Below are 21268 nucleotides of genomic sequence, written 5' to 3' on the forward strand. Positions count from 1 at the left end.
TTTCCTGATTCGGGTCCAGGTGGCCGTCCCGCCGGGGACACGGCGTGGGGCGGGATCGGTCTCGGTGCCCGCACGGCGCACGCGGCGGACTCGGGCGGGAGACGTGAGGCCGACGGGTCGTCCCACCACTGCACCCGAAGATACCGTCCGAGGCCGTCCGGCGCTCCCCCGAGGGAGTCGGGCGCCGCGGGAAGGGGAGTGCTCCCACGGAACATGCCCTAATCTGCGTGGTGTGCCGAACACAGAGTTTTCGAGTGAGAACGACACCGCCCGGCGCCCGGAGGCCGCGGCGGAACCCGCCGCGGACGCGCTGACCGGTGAGCAGCGGTCGGCGATCACCGCGCTGGTCGACTCGATCCAGCCCGTCTCCGGTGAACTCGGTGACCGCTTCTCCGCGCACGACCAGCAGCTCGCCGTCGTGGGCGGGCCGGTGCGCGACGCGCTTCTCGGCAGAGTCTCCAGCGACGTCGACCTCACCACCGACGCCGTGCCCCAGCGGATCCTGGAGATCGTCGACGGCTGGGCCGACTCCGTGTGGACGGTGGGCATCGAGTTCGGCACGGTGGGGCTGCGCAAGCGCGGCCTGCAACTGGAGATCACCACCTACCGCAGCGAGTCCTACTCGCCCAAGTCGCGCAAGCCGGACGTGAACTACGGCACCGACATCCACGGCGACCTGCTGCGCAGGGACTTCACCGTCAACGCCATGGCGGTGCGCCTGCCCGGCCAGGAGTTCGTCGACCCCTTCGGCGGGCTCGCCGACCTGCGCGCCGGGGTGCTGCGGACCCCAGGGCGCCCGGAGGACTCCTTCAGCGACGACCCGCTGCGCATCATGCGCGCGGTCCGCTTCGCCGCCCAGCTCGGCTTCACGCTCGCCCCCGAGGTGGCCGAGGCCGCGCGGAACATGGCGGACCGGCTCACCATCGTCTCCGCCGAGCGGGTCAAGGACGAGCTGGTCAAGCTCATGCTCAGCCCGAACCCGCGGCGCGGGATCGAGCTCATGGTCGATCTCGGGATCGCCCGGCACGTGCTGCCCGAGGTGCCCAAGATGCAGCTGGAGATCGACGAGCACCACCGGCACAAGGACGTCTACGAGCACTCGCTCACGGTTCTCGACCAGGCCATCGACCTGGAGAAGCGGCGCGGCCACGCGCCCGACCTCGTCCTGCGCCTGGCAGCCCTGCTGCACGACATCGGCAAGCCCAAGACGCGCGCCTTCGAATCGGGGAACCGGGTCACGTTCCATCACCACGAGGTGGTCGGCGCGTCGATGAGCCGCAAGCGCCTCACCGCGCTGCGCTTCCCCAAGGACGTGGTGTCGGACGTCAGCACCCTGGTCGGGCTGCACCTGCGGTTCCACGGGTACGGCAAGGGCGAGTGGACCGACTCGGCCGTGCGCCGGTACGCGCGCGACGCCGGGGACCAGCTGGAGCGGCTGCACATCCTCACCCGGGCCGACTGCACCACCCGCAACCGCCGCAAGGCCGCCGCGCTCTCGCGCTCCTACGACGACATCGAGCGCCGGATCGACAAGCTCGCCGAGCAGGAGGAGCTCGACAAGATCCGTCCGGACCTCGACGGCAACGAGATCCAGGAGATCCTGGGGGTCAAGCCGGGACCGGTCGTCGGCCGCGCCTACCGGTTCCTGCTGGAGCTGCGCTTGGAGAACGGGCCGATGTCCAAGGAGGACGCGACCTCCGAGCTGCGCGCCTGGGCGGCCGAGCACCTGGACCGGGACAGCTAGGGGCGCCCCGGGCCCAAGCGAGGCGGCGGGCCCGAAACGAACACGGGGCGAAGCGCGGCGGAGGCCCCGATGGACACCGCTAGCGCCCCGGTTTGACCGCGGTCACCGCCATCGCCATGCCGAACACCCGCAGCGGGGTGCCCTCCAGGGCGTCGGACGCCGACTGGAGCGCCCGGGGCCGCCGGTCGAACGGCGGCATGACGTAGCTGATCGCCCGCACCCGCAGGCCCGCGCCGCGCAACAGCCGGCCCATCTCCTGGGTGGTGAACGCGCGCGCGTCGGACATGCGGTCGTGCAGCGGCCGGACCCACGGCAGGAACGGGGCGGTCAGCGCCGACCGCCGCCGACCGCCCCACAGCACCCCGTGGGTCTCGAACGGGAACCAGCGGTTCGGTGTGGTCAGGGAGAACGCTCCGCCGGGCTTGAGCACCCGGTGGATCTCCGACAGACTCCCCTCCAGGTCCTCCATGTGCTCCAGCGCCTCGAACGCGGTGACCCGATCGAAGGTGTTGGCCTCGAAGGCGAGGGCGTCGGCGGACATCTTGTGCACGCCGATCCGGTGTTCGACCTCGCTCCCGGCGATCCGCTCGGTGAAGGCGTTCAGGCACTCCGGCTCCACGTCGACGGCGTCCACCCGCACGTAACCATGGGCGAGCTCGACCGTGTGGGCGCCGTCCCCGCACCCGACGTCCAGCAGTCGGTCCCCGTAGGTCGGCAGGTGCTGGGACACGGCCTCCACGCGCTTGGCCACCCCCCGGGCGCCGAAGACACGCGTCGGTTCCCCGAGTCCGTAACCGCCGGTCATGGCACATCATCCCCTGTCCGTAGGCGAGGTCCTCTCCCGGGGACACTACATGAAGTGACCGAACCATTACCCAGAGATGGTGCGAAGGGGTGGAGGGCTCAGCATGAGCAGGACGGAGCCCCGACGGGGACGACCAGGGGGTCGGCCGGTCGGCGCTCCACACCGCGGGCGGTCTCGACCGGCAGGCCCTCGCGGATCCAGTACTCCATACCGCCGACCATCTCCTTGACGCGGTAGCCGAGCGTGGCCAGTGCGAGCGCGCCCCGGGCGGCTCCGTCGCACGCCGGACCCCAGCAGTAGGTCACGACCGGGAGAGCGGGGTCGATGAGGTTCGCCGCCCCGTCGGCGATCCGGGCGTTGGGCAGATGCACCGCCCCCGGCACGTGTCCTTGCTCCCAGGCGGTCGCGTCCCTGGTGTCGACGAGGACGAACCCGGGGTCGGCCCCCTCCAGAGCCGTGTGGACGTCGGCGACGTCGGTGTACAGGGACAGGCGGGCCGCGAAGTGCGCCGCCGCGATCGCGGGGTCGGTCGGAGCCGTGCGCAGGACGGGGCTGGTGGAGGTGTGTGTCGTCATGCCCACAACGTTATGGAGGGCGTACCGGTCCCGGACAGGGAGAAACCACGGCATCGGGTGGCGTTGGCCGTGGGAACCACGGTATGCATGGACCATGGCCGACGCATCATTGGACGAGACCGATCTCCGCCTTCTGCGGGCCCTCCAGGCGGACGGTCGGGCGACCTACGCCGACCTGGCCCGGGCGGTGTCCATGTCGGCCAGTGCCGTCACCGAACGGGTGCGCCGTCTGGAGGAGAGCGGCGTCATCACCGGTTACACCGCCGCCGTCGACCCGGAACGGCTCGGGTTCTCCGTCTTGGCCTTCGTCCGGCTCCGTTACCCCGTCGGCAACCGCGGGCCCTACCACGACCTCCTCGCCACCACCCCCGAGATCACCGAGGCCCACCACGTCACGGGTGAGGACTGCTACCTGATGAAGGCGGTCGCCCGCTCCATGCGCCACCTGGAGGAGGTGGTCGGCAGGATCGCCGCCCTGGGACCGGTCACCACCAACGTCGTCTACTCCAGCCCCGTCGCGGGCCGCTCGCCGATCGAGGGCGGCGGAGCGGGGTGATCGGGGGCGTCAGGTCCGGCGTCCGGTCAGGGCGAACTGCGCCCCGACACCGATCATCAGCGCCCCCGACACCGTCCCGGTGACCTCCATCCGCCGGGGCCGGGCGGCGAACCACCCGCGCACCGTTCCCGCGAGCAGTCCGTAACAGGTGTCGGAGACCACCGCGGTCAGGAGGAAGAGCGCGCCGAACAGGGCGATCTGCGGCGCGACCGGGCCGAGCGAGGGATCGGCGAACTGGGGGAGGGCGGCGACGAAGAAGACCAGGGTCTTGGGGTTGGTCAGGCCGACCACGAAGCCGTCCCACAACGAGCGCGTACGGGACAGCGGACCCGCGGCCGACCCGTCGAGGGCGTCGGCGGTCGCCCTCCGGTGCCGGATGGTCTGGATGCCGAGGTACACGAGGTAGGCGGCGCCGACCAGCTTCACCGCGGTGAACAGCGGAGCGAACGCCGTCACCAGCGCCCCCACACCGAGGGCGACCGCCAGAACGAGGACCAGGCCCCCGAGCGCGTTCCCCAGTACCGAGAGGACGGCGACGCCGCGCCCGTGGGCGATCGCGCGGCCGACGACGAAGAGCACGCTCGGTCCGGGGACGACGACGAGCAGGACCGAGGCGGCGGTGAAGGCGAGGAGGGTGGGCAGGGTCGGCACGGGGCCTCCGTTTCCGGTCACCTGAGAGCGGTCCCGGAAGCCTAGCCACTGTCCCGGTCGGGAGTCGAAGGGCTTTCCGGGAAAGGTTCGGGAGGCGTGTCGATCCGGGGCGGGCCCGTTCGACGGGAGGATGGAGGCAACAACAGGAGAGACCGAGGAGACAGAAGATGCGCCCCCTGATCGTCACCGCGTTCGTGTCCGTCGACGGCGTCATGGAGGCCCCCGGCGGTGAACCCGGTTACCGCAACACCGGCTGGACCCTCAGCAGCGTCGAGATGGATCCGGCCGCCTACGGGATCAAGGCCCGGGAACAGGAGGAGGCCACCGCGTTGCTCCTCGGCCGCCGCAGCTACGAGGCGTTCGCGCCGGTCTGGCCGACGATGACGGAGGAGTTCGCCGGGTACAACGCCATGCCCCGGTACGTGGTCTCCACGACGCTGACCGAGGAGGACCCGCGCTGGCCCGCCTCGATCCTGCGTTCCGTCGACGACGTCGCCGCGCTCAAGAGGACCGAGGGCGGCCCGATCTCCGTCCACGGCAGCGCCACCCTGGGTCAGGCCCTCGCCGACGCCGGGCTGGTCGACCGCTACCACCTGCTGGTGTTCCCGGTGCTGCTCGGCGCGGGCAAGCGGCTGTTCAGCGAGGCCGACAGGGACGCCCGGAAGCTGACGCTGGTCGAGCACGAGGTGTACTCCAACGGCGTGCAGAAGCAGGTCTTCGACGTCGTGGGCCAGTAGTACGTCGTCGGGTTCCCGCGTTCCATCCGCGAGGACACCCGGAGCGGGTCGCGCACCGGCCCGGTGGGCGTGGCCGACCGGTGGTGCGCGGCCCGCGGGCGAGCCGTGGCCCGGCGGGCGCGCACCGGCGGAGTGCTACCGGGCGTCGACGCTTCGGGTGGCCTCGGCCCACTGGTCCAGGTCCCGCAGTCGGGCCGCCAGCGCGTCGCGCAGGTCGGTTTCCGCCTGCCCGCCCAGAGCGAGCCTGCGCGGGGGGTTCCCGGAGCCGACCGCGTCCAGGACGACCCGTGCGGCCCTGGCCGGGTCGCAGAACGCCTCGGGGGGCAGGTCGCTCAGCGTCTTCCGCACCGCCCGTACGGTCTGGTCGTAGTCCTCGGCGGCCTCGGCGAAATCGAGGTTGGCCAGGAACGGCGTCGCGGTGAGGGCGGGTTCGACGAGGGTGACCGTGATTCCCAGGGGCTCCAGTTCGGCCGCCAGCGCGTCGGACATGCCTTCGACGGCGTGCTTGGTCGCGGCCAGCAGGCCGACACCGGGAAGTGCGAGCTGACCGTAGATGGAGGACCCCTGTAGGACGTGGCCGGACCCTTGCCCGCGCAGTACCGGCAGGGTGGCGCGCAGCACGTTCAGCACGCCGAAGACGTTCGTCTCGAAGATGGCCCGGGCCTGGGCGTCGGTGGCCTCCTCGACCGCGCCGAACAGGCCGTAGCCGGCGTTGTTGGCGACGACGTCGACGCGTCCGAACCGGTCGACGGTCTCGTCCACCGCCGCGCGGACGGAGCCCTGGTCGCGGACGTCGGCGGCCAGGGCGAGCAGTGTCCCGGGAAACCGCTCGCGGAGGTCGGCGAGGGCGTCCACGCGCCGGGCGATGGCCGTGACCCGGTCCCCGCGGGTGAGGGCGGCGAGCACCAGTTCATGACCGATGCCGGAGGAGCCGCCGGTGACGAACCAGCTGCGAGGAGTGCCCGAAGTGGGGGTGTTGTCTGTCATGGTTGCGAGCTTAGATCTTTAGAGCGCAACTTACAAGCTAGATCTTCCGCAATAGTTGCGTGCATAAGGCTTTTTGTTCGTGTCATACCGTGTCTGACATGGGTGTAACCGATGGCAGGAACTCGCGCAGTCCGCTCCAGCCCACGAAGACGGCGGAGCTTCTTCTCGACTTCGTCAACACGCGCCCGGTCGACGGACGCCCGGAGCGGCTCGCCGACGCCGGCACGATGGCCGAGTGGCTGGTCGAGTGCGGCCTGGCTCCCGAGGGCACGCTGACCACGGAGGCGGACGCGGCGAACGCGCGGGAACTCAGGGCCGCCCTGGTGGTCGTGATGCTCGCGCACGCGGGAGGCGCCGACGGTACGGACCCGTCACTGGATGAGGCCGAACGGCTGCTCCGGCGTGCCGGGACGCTCCATCCGCTGGCCCCGGTCGTCACCGCCGCCGGAAGCAGCCTCGTCTCCTCCCAGACCGGGGTCGCGGGTGCGCTGGGCGCCCTCCTCGCCGCGGCGGCCGACCTCGCCCGGCAGGACGGCTGGGCCAGGCTCAAGGCGTGCCGGAACCCCCCCTGCCACCTGGGCTTCTACGACCGCACGAGGAACTCCTCGGCCACCTACTGCGGTCCCGGCTGCGGCTCGCAGGTGTCCATGCGCGCCTACCGCAGCCGCCTCAAGGCGACCTGACCGCCGCGAGTTCGTGCGGGGCGCGGTCGGAAGGGGCGGCGCGGGCCCTCCCTCAGGCGGCCCGCCTCGACGCCTCGTCCTCCTCGGGCGCGGCGGTCCACCGCGCCCGGGCCGCCCAGGCGGCGGCCATCGCCAGATACACGGCGGCGACGCCGGACACCACGGGGACGCTCACCCCCGACGGCGGCACCAGCCCGGCGGTGAGCGCGGCGCCCAGGACGAACGTCGCGTTGAACAGCACGTCGTAGACGGAGAACACCCGGCCCCGGTACGCGTCGTCGACATGTCGCTGAACCAACGTGTCGACCGTGACCTTCACCCCCTGGGAGACCAGCCCCAGGACGAACGCCGCCACGGGGAACAGGGCGGGGGAGAACGGGAGGCCGAAGGCCACCAGGGCCACGGCCGCGACCGCCAGCAGCAGCGCGATCCACGCGCTCGGGCTCATCCGCGCGGTCGCCCACGGGGTGGCCACCGCACCCAGGAAGAACCCCACCGCCGACAGCCCCATCGCCACGGAGAAGCCCGCGAGCCCCGCGACACCGCCCGCGGTGAACGTGTTGTTGTACAGCAGCAGCGTGATCAGCGTGGCGACACCGAACAGGACGCGGTGGCCGCCGATCGTCAACAGGCCGTCCCTGGGCGCGGGGCGGTGCCACACGTGCCGGAGCCCGTCGACCATCCCGCGCACCACGTTGGCGACGGCCGCCCGCACGGCCTCCGGTTCGCGCTCCAGGTGGGGGCCCAGCTCCCGGTACTCGAGGGTGAGCGACACCCCGGCCGCGCCGACGAAGCCCAGCGCGGCGGCGAACAGGATCAGCCCGGTGCCCAACGCCGCCTCACCGCCGACCAGGCCGATCGCGGCGCCCGTCCCCGCGCCCAGGAAGCTCGCGACGGTCCCGCTCGTCGGGGTGACCGCGTTGGCCATCATCAGCTTGTCCCGGGGCACCACGTACGGCAGACCGGCGGAGAGCCCGGACAGGAAGAAGCGGTTGACGCTCAGCACCAGGAGCGCGGCGACGAAGAACGCGGGCCCCTCGCCGTCCGACACCAGCACGGCCGTCAGCGCGGCGAGGGCCGCCTTGGCCAGGGAGGACAGGAGCAGGACCTGACGGCGCGGCCACCGGTCGATGAGGACGCCCGCGAACGGGGCGACCACGGAGAAGGGGAGGAGCAGGACCGCGAAGGCGGCCGCGACGGCGCCCGCGCTCGTGTGCTGCTCGGGGGTGAAGAAGACGAACCCCGCCAGCCCGGCCTGGTAGACCCCGTCGGAGAACTGCGAGACCAGACGGGTGCCGAACAGCCGACGGAACCTCGGTCCCCGCAGGACCACGCGTAGATCGCCGAAGAAGGACACGCGTTCAGAGTAGGTTCTGTGTCCGGGGGCGGTGACCCCAGGGGGTCGCCGTTCGGGCGCCCGGACACGGGCCGGAGCGAGGCGGCGGGCCCACGACGAGCACCGCCGGCCCGGGGCCCTGGGACCCCGGGCACACACGGGTCAGCCCTCGTCGTCACCCGTGATGAAGCGCTCGACCGCGTCGTGCGCCTCGCTGTCGCTGTACTGCACGGGCGGGGACTTCATGAAGTAGGAGGACGGCTCCAGGATGGGGCCGCCGATCCCGCGGTCCTTGGCGATCTTCGCGGCGCGGACCGCGTCGATGATGATGCCCGCGGAGTTCGGGGAGTCCCAGACCTCCAGCTTGTACTCCAGGTTCAGCGGGACGTCGCCGAACGCGCGGCCCTCCAGACGGATGTAGGCCCACTTGCGGTCGTCCAGCCACGGCACGTGGTCCGACGGGCCGATGTGCACGGCGCCGGCGTTGAGCTCGTGCGGGATCTGGGAGGTGACGGACTGGGTCTTGGAGACCTTCTTCGACTCCAGGCGCTCGCGCTCCAACATGTTCTTGAAGTCCATGTTGCCGCCGAAGTTGAGCTGGTAGGTCCGGTCGACGATGACGCCGCGGTCCTCGAACAGCTTGGACAGCACGCGGTGGGTGATGGTCGCGCCGATCTGCGACTTGATGTCGTCGCCGATGATCGGAACGCCCGCCTCGGTGAACTTCTCCGCCCACTCGGGGTCGGAGGCGATGAACACCGGCAGGGCGTTGACGAAGGCCACGCCCGCGTCGATCGCGCACTGGGCGTAGAACTTGTCGGCCTCCTCCGAGCCCACCGGGAGGTAGGACACCAGCACGTCGGCCTTGCTGGCCTTGAGCGCCGCGACCACGTCCACGGCGTCCTCGGGGGACTCCTGGACCATCTCGCGGTAGTACTTGCCGAGCCCGTCGTAGGTCGGGCCGCGCATGACGGTCACGCCGGTCGGCGGGACGTCGCAGATCTTGATCGTGTTGTTCTCGCTGGCCACGATGGCGTCGGCCAGGTCGTGACCGACCTTCTTGGCGTCCACGTCGAAGGCCGCGACGAACTCGATGTCGCGGACGTGGTACGGGCCGAACTGGACGTGCATCAGGCCGGGCACCCGGGACTCCGGGTTGGCGTCCTTGTAGTAGTGCACGCCTTGGACGAGCGACGCCGCACAGTTGCCGACGCCCACGACGGCTACACGTACCGAACCCATTGGTCCTTGCTCCTTCTTCTCCGCGAACATGGATTCCACAGCGCACGACGGCGGAACCGCCCCGACCGTGGCCGGGGACCGTCGTCCCGCGTCCGTTATCCGTATGTGGTCAGCAGCGCACGTGGCGGTTCTGTTCCCGTGCACGGCACGCGGGCCCGGGGAGAACATGCATATCTGGCTGGTTTGTTCAGCAATGACTCTATCCTCGCCCGTCGGCGGAACCGCATGTCATCCAGGTGACACGCGGGGGCGCGTGCCGTCGCCCTCCTGATCACGCCGGTGTCCGGGCGGCGGTCCGCGCGCAATCTCACACGCGGCCGGCGCGTCCGCGCGCCCCCGCTCCCGAACCGGTCGTTCGGTGGAGTCGGCCCCCGGCGTGCCCGTCCGTTCCGTCGAGCGCGTTACCCTCACGCGTGGGTTGTGCTATACTGTTCCATCGCTCTAACGTGACCTGTGATTTGCGTGCGCGGCCAGCAGCACCCCGGACGCCGTCCCCGCCGCGGCGGCGTCCCGCCGGAGTAGGGCACCGGCACGGGGTTCAGCCCACGCAGGCCAACGATCAGGAGGAAGCAGCGGCCAACGTCTTCGCGACCTGTTGAAAACCCGCGTGCGCGTTCAGGCGTCCTTCCGACAAGCCTTCGACGGCGGGCGCATTCGCGGATCCGGCTGACACGAGCCGACCGCGCCGGTCACCGCGGACAGGTCGCGGACCACTGATCCCCCAGGGGGACCGCCCCCCGTTCCACCCAGGAATCGTCAGGCCGACCGGCCGTGAGAGGCAATCGAGGACCACGTGAGTACCGAACGACGACGGAATGCCGATGGCGGCCGTCGCAGGGCCGAGGGCCCGGGCGACGGTCCACGAGGCGGTGGACGGCGCAGGGCGGACGGCCCTCCCCCGGGAGGGCGCGCGGGCGGACGTCGGCGGCCCGACGACGAGGGCGGCTTCTTCGGAGACGCCCCCGCCGAGCGGCCCCGGCGGCCCCGGCCCCAGCCCGACGCGGCGCGCGCGGGGGGCGACCCCCGCAGGCGCCCCGACGCCCAGCGCCGACGCCCGCCGGAGGGCGGCGAGCGGCCCCGGCGCAGGCCCCCGGAGGACGGGGACCGTCCGCGCCGCCGCCCCGAGGGCGAGCGGCCCCGTCGCCGTCCGGAGGGAGCGGCGGCCGCGGGCGCGGCCGGAGGCGCCGCGGGCGGTCGTCGGCGTGCGAACGGTCCGCGTGACCCGCGCGAGCGGGAGCACGGCGCCCGCGCGGAGGGCGGCGGTCGCGGCCCCGGCCGGGGCGGGCGCGGTTCCGGCGGTGGTCGCGGGTCCGGCGGTGGCGGAGGCCGCCGCCGCGGGCGCCAGGAGGAGCCGGACGACCGTCCGTGGATCAAGCGGGCCTGGTCCAAGACCTGGAAGCCGCTGCTGGCCTTCTGCGGGCTCATGATCATCGGCGGCGTGGCCGCCTTCGCGGTCCTGTACGCGATGGCCCCCGACCCGAAGGAACTCCAGAACGCGGCGGAGGAGCCGCCGTCGGCCACCCAGATCTTCTGGGCGCCGGAGGAGGAAGGGGCCGAGCCCGAGGTGGCGGTGACCACCGGTGAGGTCCAGCGGATCGCGGTGGAGAGGGACGAGATCCCCCCGGAGGTCATCGACGGCGTGCTCGCCGCCGAGCAGCGGACCTTCTACGAGGACGGCGGCATCAACTTCATGGGGATCGGCCGCGCGGTCCTGTCCGGGGGTTCCGCGGGCGGCGGCTCCACCATCACCCAGCAGATGGCGCGCAACTACTACACCAGCGAGCTCAGCACCGAGCAGACGGTCAGCCGGAAGATCAAGGAGATCTTCATCTCGATCAAGCTGGACCAGCAGGTTCCCAAGGACGAGATCCTCACGACCTACCTGAACACGATCTACTTCGGCCGCGGCGCCTCGGGGATCGAGATGGCCGCCGAACGCTACTTCGACAAGGACCTCGACGAGCTGACCCCCGCCGAGGGAGCGTTCCTGGGACTCATCATCCAGCAGCCCAGCAGGTTCGAGAACGTCAAGGAGGGCGACGGCTACTGGTACGACTACCTCACCGGGGAACGCTGGGAGTACATGCAGAACCAGCTGGCGCTCATGTACGAGGAGACGGGCGGCGAGCGGGGGCTGTCCCGTGAGGAGGCCATGGCCCTGGAGCTCCCCGACCGGGTTCCCTACGGCGCCGAGGAGACCGGCTCGGACGACCCCAAGTTCGGCTACGTCCGCCAGGAGGTGGTCAACGAGATCCTCGAGCGCTACGACGGTGTCGACTCCCAGGCCCTGGCCACCGGGGGCTACCAGGTGCGGACCTCTCTCGACCCCGATCTCATGGACGCGGCGCGCCTGGCCTTCGACGAGGCGCTCCCGTCGGTGGCCGGGTTCGAGCAGTCGGAGCTCATGGAGGGCCTGACCGCCGTCGACAACGAGACCGGGCGGATCCTCGCCTTCCACGGCGGTGACGACGTGGTGACGGACCCGGAGAACTCGCTCACCCACGTGGCCCAGGCCGGGTCGTCCTACAAGCCCTACGTGCTGGTGACCGCGCTCAAGCAGAACATCAGCATGGAGACCACGTTCAACGGCGACTCGCCGCAGACGTTCGCGGGGGTGGGCGAGGTGAACAACTCCAACCTCCAGAGCCGCGGCGCCGTCAACCTGATCGAGTCCACGGCCGACTCCATCAACACCAGCTACGTGCACGCGGCCGAGGTGGTCGGAGCCCCGGCGGTCGAGGAGACGGCGATCGAGCTGGGCGTGAACCCGATCCACACGGAGACCTCCACCACGTCCCCGCTCATCGCCCTGGGCACCCACCTCGTGAGCACGTACGACCAGGCCAACGCGTACTCGACCATCGCCAACGGGGGCACCAGCATCCCCGCGCACATGGTCGTCGAGCTGTACGACGGCAACGGGAACCTGGTGGATCCCAAGGACAAGGCCGAACTCGACGGCGCGCCGGTGATCGACTCCGACATCGCCGCCGACGCCACCTACGCGATGCGCCAGGTGGTCGAGGCCGGCGGCGGCGGCAACGCCGCCCTCAGCGACGGCCGCCCGGTGGCGGGCAAGACGGGTACCTCGAGCGGCGCGGTGTCGACGTGGTTCGTCGGATACACGCCGCAGGTGACCACGGCGGTCAGCCTGAGCCGACACAGCGGCGGGAAGCTGGCCTTCGAGGGCATCCCCAACAACCGGACCTTCGGTGGCACCACCTCCGCACTGGTGTGGAAGCACTTCATGGACAACGCGATGGAGGGCATGGAGGTGCGGGACTTCCCGGCGCGCGCGAACGTCGGCGAGGTCGAGAACTTCGGTCCCAGCCCGAGCCCGAGCCCGAGCGAGAGCCCCTCGGAGGAGCCCAGCGAGGAGCCGTCGGAGGAGCCCAGCAACGACGACGTCTGCGACCCGGACCAGCCCGGCAACGGGAACGGGAACGGCAACGGGAATCCGGACTGCCCCGACCCCAGCGAACCCGACGTCTGCGACCCGGTGGACGATCCCCTGTGCGAGGAGCCCGATCCCGGTGACGGGGACGACTGCGGTCCCCTCGGCTGGAACTGCCCGGACCCGACCGGCGACCCCACGGACGACCCGACGGACGGCGGTGGCGGCGATGACGGTGACGGTGACGGCACCGGCAGGCCGAACGGCAACAACGCCATGGTTCGACCCTCACGGGAGGACTGACCGGACCTTCCGGCCATGACCGAGGGCCGGTGCGCGGCGACCCCGCGCACCGGCCCTTCGCGTGTTCGCGCCCCGACGGCCGGGTCCCCTTGTCGACTTGTCCACAGGTATCCACGACAGCGCCGATCCGGTGCGCGCCGACTGGTAATCTTGGCTCCCGTATGGATCAGAGTCCGCGCGGTGCCCCGCTCCTGTGAGCGGAATCGGCCCCGGACTCCTGACCTCCTGCCATGGAGATTCCATGGCCGCAACAGTCCAGAGGAGGAACGTACGCCTATGCGTCGTTACGAAATCATGGTCATCCTCGAGCCCGGCCTCGACGAGCGCACCGTCGCCCCGTCGCTGGAGAACTTCCTGGGCGTCGTCCGAGGCGACGGCGGATCGGTCGAGAAGGTCGACATCTGGGGCAAGCGCCGTCTCGCCTACGACATCGACAAGAACGCCGAGGGCATCTACGCCGTCATCGACCTCACCGCCAAGCCGGAGACGGTCAAGGAGCTGGACCGCCAGCTCGGCATCAACGAGTCCGTCCTGCGCACCAAGGTCCTTCGGCCCGAGGTCCACTAACAGGGCGTTCGCGCCCGCACCCCCCGCCGCCCCGAAACGTCCGTAGTGTCACTACCGGCACGGATGATCGGGGGAGCAGGCGACCCCGCCTGATCCGACTATCTCGAACCGGAGCCGATCCATGGCAGGCGAAACCCAGATCACGCTCGTCGGCAACCTCGTCGACGACCCTGAACTGCGCTTCACGCCCAGCGGAGCCGCGGTCGCCAACTTCCGTGTGGCGTCCACGCCGCGCACCTTCGACCGCCAGTCGGGTGAGTGGAAGGACGGCGAGTCCATGTTCCTCACCTGCACCGTCTGGCGGCAGTACGCGGAGAACGTGGCCGAGTCCCTTCAGCGTGGCATGCGCGTCATCGTGCAGGGCAGGCTGAAGCAGCGCTCGTACGAGACCCGTGAGGGCGAGAAGCGGACCGTCTTCGAGATCGACGTCGACGAGGTCGGCCCGGCCCTGCGCAGCGCCACCGCCAAGGTGACCAAGACGCAGCGCCAGGGCGGCGGCTTCGGCGGCGGCGGTGGCGGTTTCGGTGGCGGCCAGCCCCAGGGCGGCGGCTACGGGAACCAGGGCGGCGGCTTCGGCGGCCAGCAGGGCGGCCAGGGCGGCCGTCCCCCGGCCGACGATCCGTGGGCGACCAACGGCGGCGGCGGTTTCGGCGGTGGCGGCGGCGGAGGCTTCTCCGACGAACCGCCGTTCTAACCGGCCGCACCCGCACCCGGCCCGGTGCCCGCCCGAGGGCGCCGAGTCACCATCCACTTGTCACAGACCATCCCCGGGAGGACCCCGGGGCTCTTGCGAAGGAGCACCACGATGGCCAAGCCGGCAGCTCGCAAGCCCAAGAAGAAGGTTTGCCTCTTCTGCCAGGAGAAGCAGTCCTACATCGACTACAAGGACACCACGCTTCTCCGTAAGTTCATCTCCGAGCGCGGGAAGATCCGCGCCCGCCGCGTCACGGGTAACTGCACCCAGCACCAGCGCGACGTCGCGACCGCGATCAAGAACGCGCGCGAGGTGGCCCTGCTGCCCTACACCAGCACCGCTCGCTAGCCGGGATTTTCCGAGGGAGGTTTTTGTCGTGAAGCTGATCCTGACCCACGAGGTCAACGGTCTCGGAGCCCCCGGCGACGTCGTCGAGGTGAAGAACGGCTACGGCCGCAACTACCTGCTGCCCCGCGGGTTCGCCATTCGGTGGACGCGTGGCGGCCAGAAGCAGATCGACCTGATCCAGCGGGCGCGCTCCGCGCGTGACATCCGCAGCCTGGACGAGGCCCGCCAGGTCGCCGGTCAGGTCGGTGCGCTCACCGTGCGTCTCAAGCAGCGCGCCGGTGAGGGCGGTCGTCTGTTCGGTGCGGTCAAGCCCGCGGACATCGTCGAGGCCGTGAAGGCCTCCGGCGGTCCCGAGCTGGACAAGCGCCGGATCGAGATCAAGAACCCGATCAAGTCCGCCGGTGCCCACAAGGTCCAGGTCCGCCTGCACCCCGAGGTCTCCGCGCAGATCAAGCTGGACGTCGTCGGCGTCTGAGCCGATCCGTCCGACTCGTCGGTACCCCGCTTCTCCACGGGAGAGGCGGGGTACCTGCGTTTCAGGGCCGCTTCACGCGCGGGGTGCCCGAGACACGCCAAGGAACCGGAACGCACTCTTTAGTTACTCATTGTAACTTATCGTGTTCTCTGTGTTGGTATCACGCATAGTGACACCCCGCACGGAGAGGACGACGAACCATGTCCGTTCACAGACGACCCACTCCTGACCATCCACCACTCGTGGATCGCAGAACCATGCTCCGAGGGTCCGCCCTGGCGGCCGGGGGAGTGCTGCTCGGTGGAACGATGGCCGTGTCCGCGACGGACACGGCCATCGCCGCGGTGCGGCCCAAGGTGTACAAGCGGTCCGACTGGGGGGCTCGGCGGCCCAAGACACCGGTCGACATCCTCGGCCACCCGCCGACCCACATCGTCGTGCACCACACGGCCACGTCCAACACGTCCGACATGTCGAAGTCGCACGCCGCCGCGCTGTCCCGGGCGATCCAGCGGCACCACATGGACAACAACGGGTGGAACGACACCGGCCAGCAGCTGACGATCAGCCGGGGCGGCTACATCATGGAGGGGCGGGACAGGTCGCTGCCGTCGATCTGGAACGGCGGACACGTGATCGGGGCGCACACCGCCAACCACAACTCGCACACGATCGGGATCGAGAACGAGGGCCTCTACAGCTCGGCCAAGCCGCCGGGGGAGCTGATGGAGGCGCTGGTGGAGACGTGTACCTGGCTGTGCCTCGTCTACCAGCTCAACCCGGCCGACGCGATCGTCGGCCACAGGGACTTCAACGCGACCGCGTGCCCCGGCGACCGGCTGTACGCGATGCTGCCCGAGCTGCGCAGGGACGTGGCGTCCAGCCTGCGGGAGAAGCTGCGGCACCTGAGCCGGGTCGCCGGCACCGAGCTGACGCTGGAGGAGTTGCCCACCTATCCGCCCACCCCGAACGGGGAGCGGAGTATGCCCTTCTACCACGGTCCGGCCCTGGGAGAGCTCGACACGTCCGCCTGACCGCCCCGTGACCCGGGCGGACATCCGGGGGCCGGGGACACCCCTCACCCCAGGCTCCCGACGGCGGTCGACATGTGGTGATCGCGCTTTGTCGTCTTGTCGAGGTGTGGGCACGGCGTGCCCCGTCTACGGGTGGTAGAGGGCGCGGGCGCGCGTCAGGTCGGCATGCCCGGTCCGGCCGAGGCTGAGGAAGTAGTTCACCTGCCATGCCTGGACGCCCCGGGCCCGCCGGTTGGTCGTGGTCACCCACGGCGGATAGACGCGGAATCCGCGCTTTCCTCCGGAGCCGTCACGGGAGACGATGCCGCGTTCGCACAGCACCTCGCGCGGGAACACGAACTGCCCGAAGCCGTCGCCACGGCTGCTGACGACGAAGAGGTCCACCCCGTCGTCGGTGTCGAAGGGGCGGATCGGCCCCTCCTGAGACCGCTGCCACACGGTGACGAACTGGCCCGCCTTCGTCGGGGTGGTCTTGGCCACGCGGAACCGAACCGAGCGCCCGTCGAGCGTGAACGCGCAGGCCGCGTACTCGGCGCTCTCCGGTTCGGGGGTCGGTGGCGAGCAGGTGAAACCGCTGGGGTCGTACACCGACGCCTTCGCCGCCAGCAGGTCACCGTGAGATCCCGCCCACGGCTCATTCGTCACCATGCCGCCAGTCTGCCATCACGCCCGGGGCCATCACCCCGGGCGGTCCAAGGAAGACGGGTACCCGTGCACCCGGACCTCGACCCTCGCACCGGGTGCACGAGGGGCCCACGACGGGGTTCAGGAGCGGGTCGCTCCGGTGACCAACCAGGCCGTGCCGCGCGCTCGGACCCCGAGGGTGACCGCGCGGGCGAGGATCCATACCGCGAACGCCGTCCACAGGCCGATCAGCCCCCACAGCTCATCGGCCGCCAGTCGGGGCAGCAGCAGGGCGAACGGCAGGAAGACCAGCATCGTCCACAGCGACGCCCACGCCAGATAGCGCTGGTCCCCGGCGCCCATCAGCACACCGTCGAGGACCATGGTCACCCCGCTCAGGGGTTGCAGGAGGGCGGCGACCACGAGCGTGGCCATGATGAGGACGCGCACCTCGGGGTCGGCGGTGAACGGTATCGGGGCCCAGGGCAGCACGGCGAACACCAGCACCATGAACACCAGGCCGAGCAGGACACCCCACTCGACCATGCGCCGGGTCGCGTCGCGGGTGCCGGGCACGTCCCCGGCGCCCAGGTACCGGCCGACGATCGACTGACCGGCGATGGCGATCGCGTCCATCGCGAACACGAGCAGCGCCCACACGTTGAAACTGACCTGGTGGGCGGCGATCGACTCGTCGCCGAGCCGCGCGGCCACGGCCGTCGTCACCAGGAGCACCACCCGCATCGACACGCTGCGCAGGAACAGCGCGAACCCCGCCGAGGCGGAGGCCCGCAGTCCGCCCAGGCTGGGCGCCAGGGACACCCGCTCGCGGCGCGCGGCCCGGGCGATCATCGCGACGTACCAGAACGCCCCGCCCCCCTGAGCGATCACCGTCGACCAGGCCGAACCCGCGATCCCCCAGTCGAGGACCAGCACGAACACCGCGCACAGCGCCGCGTTGCCCACGTACGACGCGACCGCGACCACCAGTGGGGTACGAGCGTCCTGGAGTCCCCGCAAAACACCGGTTCCCGCCATGACGATCAGCAGGAACGGTGTACTCAGCAGACTGATCCGCAGGTAGGTGAGCGCGTATGGGCGTATGTCCGCCGAAGCGCCCAGCAGGTCGACGAGCGCGGGCCCCAGCGGCCAGCCGACCGCGATGGCCGCCACACCCAGCAGGACGGCCAGCCAGAGGCCGTCGACCCCGTCCCGGATACCTCCGCGCACGTCCCCGGCGCCGAACTTGCGGGCGACCGCCGCCGTGGTCCCGTAGGCGAGGAAGATGCACACGGACGCCAGGGTCAGCAGTACCTGCCCCGCCACCCCCAGCGCGCCCAGGGCCTGGGTGCCCAGGGTGCCGACGATCGCCGTGTCGGTGAGCAGGAACAGCGGTTCGGCGACGAGGGCGAAGAAGGAGGGGACCGCCAGGGCGAGGATCTCGCGGTCATGGCGGTGGCGGAACGGGGCCGCCGAGAGGAGTTTCGGCATGACCCCGCCACAGTACCGGACAGGCGTTCGATGGTGATTGAGAGGTTGTCCACAACCCCGCCGAAGCCTGTGGATAACTTGTGGAAACGGGGGGCGTGAGACATCTTTCACGTCTCCGTCCACACTGTGTTTTCGCAGGTGGAAGTCGGTATGTGTGGATGTGGGGAAAGTTATCCACAGGTGATGTGCACAACCTCTGTCCCGGATGCCCCGCAGGGCACCGGAGATGGTGATAAAGGACGGGTACACAACCCGCTCCGCGGCGTCCCCGCTCTCGGCCATGCGGCATGCTGGAGAGGTCGGGCCGCGTCCGGACCCGACGCGAGGCACGTCCCCTGGGAGAGAGTTCGTGAGTGTTGCCGAGCCACCGCCCGAGACAGGCGGATACGAGCGCACACCCCCGCACGACATCCAGGCGGAGCAGAGTGTGCTCGGTGGCATGCTGCTCTCCAAGGACGCCATCACACAGGTCGTGGAGATCATCCGGTCCGCGGACTTCTACCGACCGGCGCACCAGATCATCTACGACTGCGTCGTCGACCTCTTCTCCCGTGGTGAGCCGGTCGACGCCATCTCCGTCAACGCCGAACTGACCAAGCGCGGCGAGGCCACCCGTGTCGGCGGCGCCACCTACCTGCACACGCTGACCGAGGCCATCCCGACCGCCGCCAACGCGGGCTACTACGCCAAGATCGTCTCCGACCGCGCCGTCCTGCGCCGCCTGGTCGAGGTCGGCACCCGGATCGCCCAGATCGGGTACGCGGGGGACGGCGAGGTGGACGACCTCGTCGACCACGCCCAGGCCGAGGTGTACAAGGTCGCGGAGAAGCGCACGGGCGAGGACTACGTCATCCTCGGCGACGTCATGCCCGGAGCCCTGGACGAGATCGAGGCGATCGGCGCCCAGGACGGCACGCTCACCGGTGTACCGACGGGCTTCGCCGACTTCGACGCCCTGACCAACGGTCTCCACCCCGGCCAGATGATCATCATCGCCGCCCGGCCGGCCATGGGTAAGGCCTTGGCGCTGGACACCCCGGTCCCCACTCCCGACGGCTGGACCACGATGGGTGACGTGGAGGTGGGCGACGAGGTGCTCGCCGCCGACGGCACGCCCACGCGGGTGGTCGCCGCCACCGAGGTGATGGTCGATCGTCCGTGCTACGAGGTCACGTTCGACGACGGAACCAAGGTCGTCGCCGACGCCGAGCACCAGTGGTTGACGGACACGCGAGCCTCGCGACGTGCGGCGCGGGAGGCGAGGAGCCGAGGAGACGCGACTCCCCGAGTACTTCCCGCCGTGCGCACGACCCGGGAGATCGAGCGGACGCTACGCCTGGAGACGGCCGACCGTCGACTGAACCACTCGGTGGCCAACGCCGAACCCCTGGACCTTCCGGAGAGGGAGCTGCCGCTTCCGCCGTACTTCCTGGGAGTGTGGCTGGGCGACGGTGCCTCGGCCGCGGCTCGCGTCACCACCACCGACCCCGAGGTCCTCACCAACATCGAGGCCGAGGGCCTGGTGACCAAGCCGGTGGGGTCCACCGGAATGGCCTACGGAGTGTTCCTGCCGGAGGAGGACACCGCACCCGTCGAACGGGCGTGCGTGGTGTGCGGGACCCTGTTCACCCCCCAACTTCCGCACGTCCGAAGCTGTGGACAGTCCTGCGGTGGCAAGGCACGGTTCGTCTCCGATCCGGTTCCGCACACCAGTTGCGCGAACTGCGGCCGTCCGTGCTTCGGCCAGTCCCGGTGCCGTGACTGCATCCGCGACCACGGCAGCGTCCAGGCCCTGCTGCGCTCGACCGGCGTCCTCGGTGACAAGCACATCCCCGATCTCTACCTGCGTGCCTCACCGCGACAGCGCAGAGCCCTCCTGGCGGGACTTCTGGACAGCGACGGCAGTGTGAATACCGATGGGTCGATCCAGTTCGCCGTCACCAATGAGCGTCTGGCGAAGGATTTCCGAGAGCTCGCGCACAGCCTCGGGTACCGCACGGGGATGTCCGCCAAGCGGGTCGGCGGACGCTGTGAGGGCTCGTCCACCTGCTACACGATCACCTTCGGTTCACGATGCGAGGTCTTCGGGATCGAACGCAAGCGGGCGGCGCACCGCGAGCGCGGCGAGGGCCGAAAGTACCGCCGGATCGACTCCAGGTTCATCACCGACGTGCGCCGTGTGGACAGCGTTCCGGTCCGCTGTATCCAGGTAGAGCACCCGGACCACCTGTTCCTGGCGACCAGGTCCATGATCCCCACCCACAACTCCACGTTGGCTCTGGACTTCGCCCGGGCGGCGTCGATCAAGCACGACATGACCTCGGTCTTCTTCAGCCTGGAGATGGGGCGCAACGAGATCGTCATGCGCCTGCTCTCGGCCGAGGCGCGTGTGGCCCTGCACACCATGCGCTCCGGGCAGATGACCGACGACGACTGGACCCGGCTGGCCCGCCGGATGGGCGAGGTGGCCAGTGCCCCCCTGTTCATCGACGACTCCCCGAACATGTCGATGATGGAGATCCGGGCCAAGTGCCGACGGCTCAAACAGCAGCACGACCTCAAGCTCGTCGTGGTCGACTACCTCCAGCTGATGTCCACGCCCGGCCGGGTGGAGAGCCGTCAGCAGGAGGTCTCCGAGATGTCCCGGTCCCTCAAACTCCTGGCCAAGGAGCTCGAGGTCCCGGTCATCGCGCTCTCGCAGCTCAACCGCGGTCCCGAACAGCGAACGGACAAACGCCCACAGGTGTCAGATCTGCGCGAATCGGGATCAATCGAGCAGGATGCGGACATGGTGATCCTGCTCTACCGCGAGGACGCCTATGACCAGGAGTCCCCGCGGGCGGGCGAGGCGGACATCATCGTGGCCAAGCACCGCAACGGTCCCACCGCCGACGTGACCGTGGCCTTCCAGGGCCACTACAGTCGCTTCGTCGACATGGCGCCCGGGTAGGACCCGCGGTCGGCGCCGATGTTGGTCCGGTCCGTCCCGAAGGTCTCGACCAGGGCTCCGTGGTCGTCCGGG

General features: G+C 70.4%; 19 protein-coding genes. 11 read left to right on the top strand and 8 right to left on the bottom strand.

Annotated elements, in window-relative coordinates; genetic code table 11:
* Positions 1 to 232 precede the first annotated feature (232 nt).
* Positions 233 to 1744, top strand: a complete 1512-nt coding sequence (locus tag KIK06_RS22405) for a CCA tRNA nucleotidyltransferase (protein ID WP_017600696.1) — start codon at positions 233 to 235, stop codon at positions 1742 to 1744.
* A 79-nt stretch (positions 1745 to 1823) separates the two neighbouring features.
* On the opposite strand, the gene KIK06_RS22410 is transcribed toward KIK06_RS22405, so the two are convergent.
* On the bottom strand, positions 1824 to 2549 hold the full coding sequence (locus KIK06_RS22410) for a class I SAM-dependent methyltransferase (protein ID WP_017600697.1): 726 nt from the start codon (positions 2547 to 2549) through the stop codon (positions 1824 to 1826).
* A gap of 98 nt (positions 2550 to 2647) precedes the next feature.
* On the bottom strand, positions 2648 to 3124 hold the full coding sequence (locus KIK06_RS22415; RefSeq protein WP_017600698.1) for a rhodanese-like domain-containing protein: 477 nt from the start codon (positions 3122 to 3124) through the stop codon (positions 2648 to 2650).
* Between the two features lie 94 nt (positions 3125 to 3218).
* On the opposite strand from KIK06_RS22415, the gene KIK06_RS22420 reads away from it, so the two are divergent.
* Complete coding sequence (locus KIK06_RS22420) at positions 3219 to 3680, top strand: Lrp/AsnC family transcriptional regulator (protein WP_017600699.1); 462 nt, start codon at positions 3219 to 3221, stop codon at positions 3678 to 3680.
* Positions 3681 to 3689: 9 nt separating this feature from the next.
* Here the strand turns inward: KIK06_RS22420 and KIK06_RS22425 are convergent, their stop codons facing one another.
* Entirely contained in the window at positions 3690 to 4331 is a 642-nt protein-coding gene (locus KIK06_RS22425) for a LysE family translocator (protein ID WP_268644969.1), read from the bottom strand.
* Positions 4332 to 4498: 167 nt separating this feature from the next.
* Between KIK06_RS22425 and KIK06_RS22430 the strand changes: the two genes are divergently transcribed.
* The gene (locus tag KIK06_RS22430; protein WP_268644970.1) at positions 4499 to 5068 is read left to right on the top strand and encodes a dihydrofolate reductase family protein; all 570 of its coding nucleotides are present in this window, start codon (positions 4499 to 4501) and stop codon (positions 5066 to 5068) included.
* A 135-nt stretch (positions 5069 to 5203) separates the two neighbouring features.
* Here KIK06_RS22430 and KIK06_RS22435 read toward each other — a convergent pair whose 3' ends face one another.
* On the bottom strand, positions 5204 to 6055 hold the full coding sequence (locus tag KIK06_RS22435; protein WP_268644971.1) for an SDR family NAD(P)-dependent oxidoreductase: 852 nt from the start codon (positions 6053 to 6055) through the stop codon (positions 5204 to 5206).
* A gap of 98 nt (positions 6056 to 6153) precedes the next feature.
* Here KIK06_RS22435 and KIK06_RS22440 point away from each other — a divergent pair, with 98 nt between their 5' ends.
* Positions 6154 to 6738 (top strand): CGNR zinc finger domain-containing protein, encoded by a 585-nt coding sequence (locus KIK06_RS22440; RefSeq protein WP_268644972.1) that lies wholly within the window; start codon positions 6154 to 6156, stop codon positions 6736 to 6738.
* Between the two features lie 52 nt (positions 6739 to 6790).
* On the opposite strand, the gene KIK06_RS22445 is transcribed toward KIK06_RS22440, so the two are convergent.
* Positions 6791 to 8095, bottom strand: coding sequence for an MFS transporter (locus KIK06_RS22445; protein WP_268644973.1), 1305 nt, complete (start codon positions 8093 to 8095; stop codon positions 6791 to 6793).
* 141 nt (positions 8096 to 8236) lie between these two features.
* Positions 8237 to 9316, bottom strand: a complete 1080-nt coding sequence (locus KIK06_RS22450) for an inositol-3-phosphate synthase (RefSeq protein ID WP_017600705.1) — start codon at positions 9314 to 9316, stop codon at positions 8237 to 8239.
* 793 nt (positions 9317 to 10109) lie between these two features.
* Here KIK06_RS22450 and KIK06_RS22455 point away from each other — a divergent pair.
* The 6 genes from KIK06_RS22455 to KIK06_RS22480 all read left to right on the top strand — a co-directional run bounded on the left by KIK06_RS22455 (position 10110) and on the right by KIK06_RS22480 (position 16131).
* A complete protein-coding gene (locus KIK06_RS22455) occupies positions 10110 to 13013 on the top strand; it encodes a transglycosylase domain-containing protein (protein WP_268644974.1) in 2904 nt (967 codons plus the stop codon).
* A 276-nt stretch (positions 13014 to 13289) separates the two neighbouring features.
* The gene (rpsF, locus tag KIK06_RS22460) at positions 13290 to 13580 is read left to right on the top strand and encodes a 30S ribosomal protein S6 (RefSeq protein WP_017600707.1); all 291 of its coding nucleotides are present in this window, start codon (positions 13290 to 13292) and stop codon (positions 13578 to 13580) included.
* Positions 13581 to 13701: 121 nt separating this feature from the next.
* Positions 13702 to 14274: a single-stranded DNA-binding protein gene (locus tag KIK06_RS22465; protein WP_268644975.1), complete on the top strand. Its 573-nt coding sequence runs from the start codon at positions 13702 to 13704 to the stop codon at positions 14272 to 14274.
* 111 nt (positions 14275 to 14385) lie between these two features.
* Complete coding sequence (gene rpsR / locus KIK06_RS22470; protein ID WP_013155832.1) at positions 14386 to 14622, top strand: 30S ribosomal protein S18; 237 nt, start codon at positions 14386 to 14388, stop codon at positions 14620 to 14622.
* Positions 14623 to 14650: 28 nt separating this feature from the next.
* Entirely contained in the window at positions 14651 to 15097 is a 447-nt protein-coding gene (rplI, locus tag KIK06_RS22475) for a 50S ribosomal protein L9 (protein ID WP_017600709.1), read from the top strand.
* Between the two features lie 200 nt (positions 15098 to 15297).
* The gene (locus KIK06_RS22480) at positions 15298 to 16131 is read left to right on the top strand and encodes a peptidoglycan recognition protein family protein (protein WP_026127978.1); all 834 of its coding nucleotides are present in this window, start codon (positions 15298 to 15300) and stop codon (positions 16129 to 16131) included.
* A gap of 126 nt (positions 16132 to 16257) precedes the next feature.
* On the opposite strand, the gene KIK06_RS22485 is transcribed toward KIK06_RS22480, so the two are convergent.
* Positions 16258 to 16779 carry a MepB family protein gene (locus KIK06_RS22485; protein ID WP_268644976.1) on the bottom strand — a complete coding sequence of 174 codons (522 nt, stop codon included), beginning with the start codon at positions 16777 to 16779 and terminating at the stop codon, positions 16258 to 16260.
* Positions 16780 to 16896: 117 nt separating this feature from the next.
* Positions 16897 to 18246: an MATE family efflux transporter gene (locus KIK06_RS22490; protein ID WP_268644977.1), complete on the bottom strand. Its 1350-nt coding sequence runs from the start codon at positions 18244 to 18246 to the stop codon at positions 16897 to 16899.
* 349 nt (positions 18247 to 18595) lie between these two features.
* Between KIK06_RS22490 and dnaB the strand changes: the two genes are divergently transcribed.
* Positions 18596 to 21196 carry a replicative DNA helicase gene (gene dnaB / locus KIK06_RS22495; RefSeq protein WP_268644978.1) on the top strand — a complete coding sequence of 867 codons (2601 nt, stop codon included), beginning with the start codon at positions 18596 to 18598 and terminating at the stop codon, positions 21194 to 21196.
* Positions 21197 to 21268: the final 72 nt, after the last annotated feature.

Origin of the sequence: Nocardiopsis sp. EMB25 (genome assembly GCF_026797795.1) — a bacterium.
GTDB lineage: Bacteria > Actinomycetota > Actinomycetes > Streptosporangiales > Streptosporangiaceae > Nocardiopsis > Nocardiopsis lucentensis.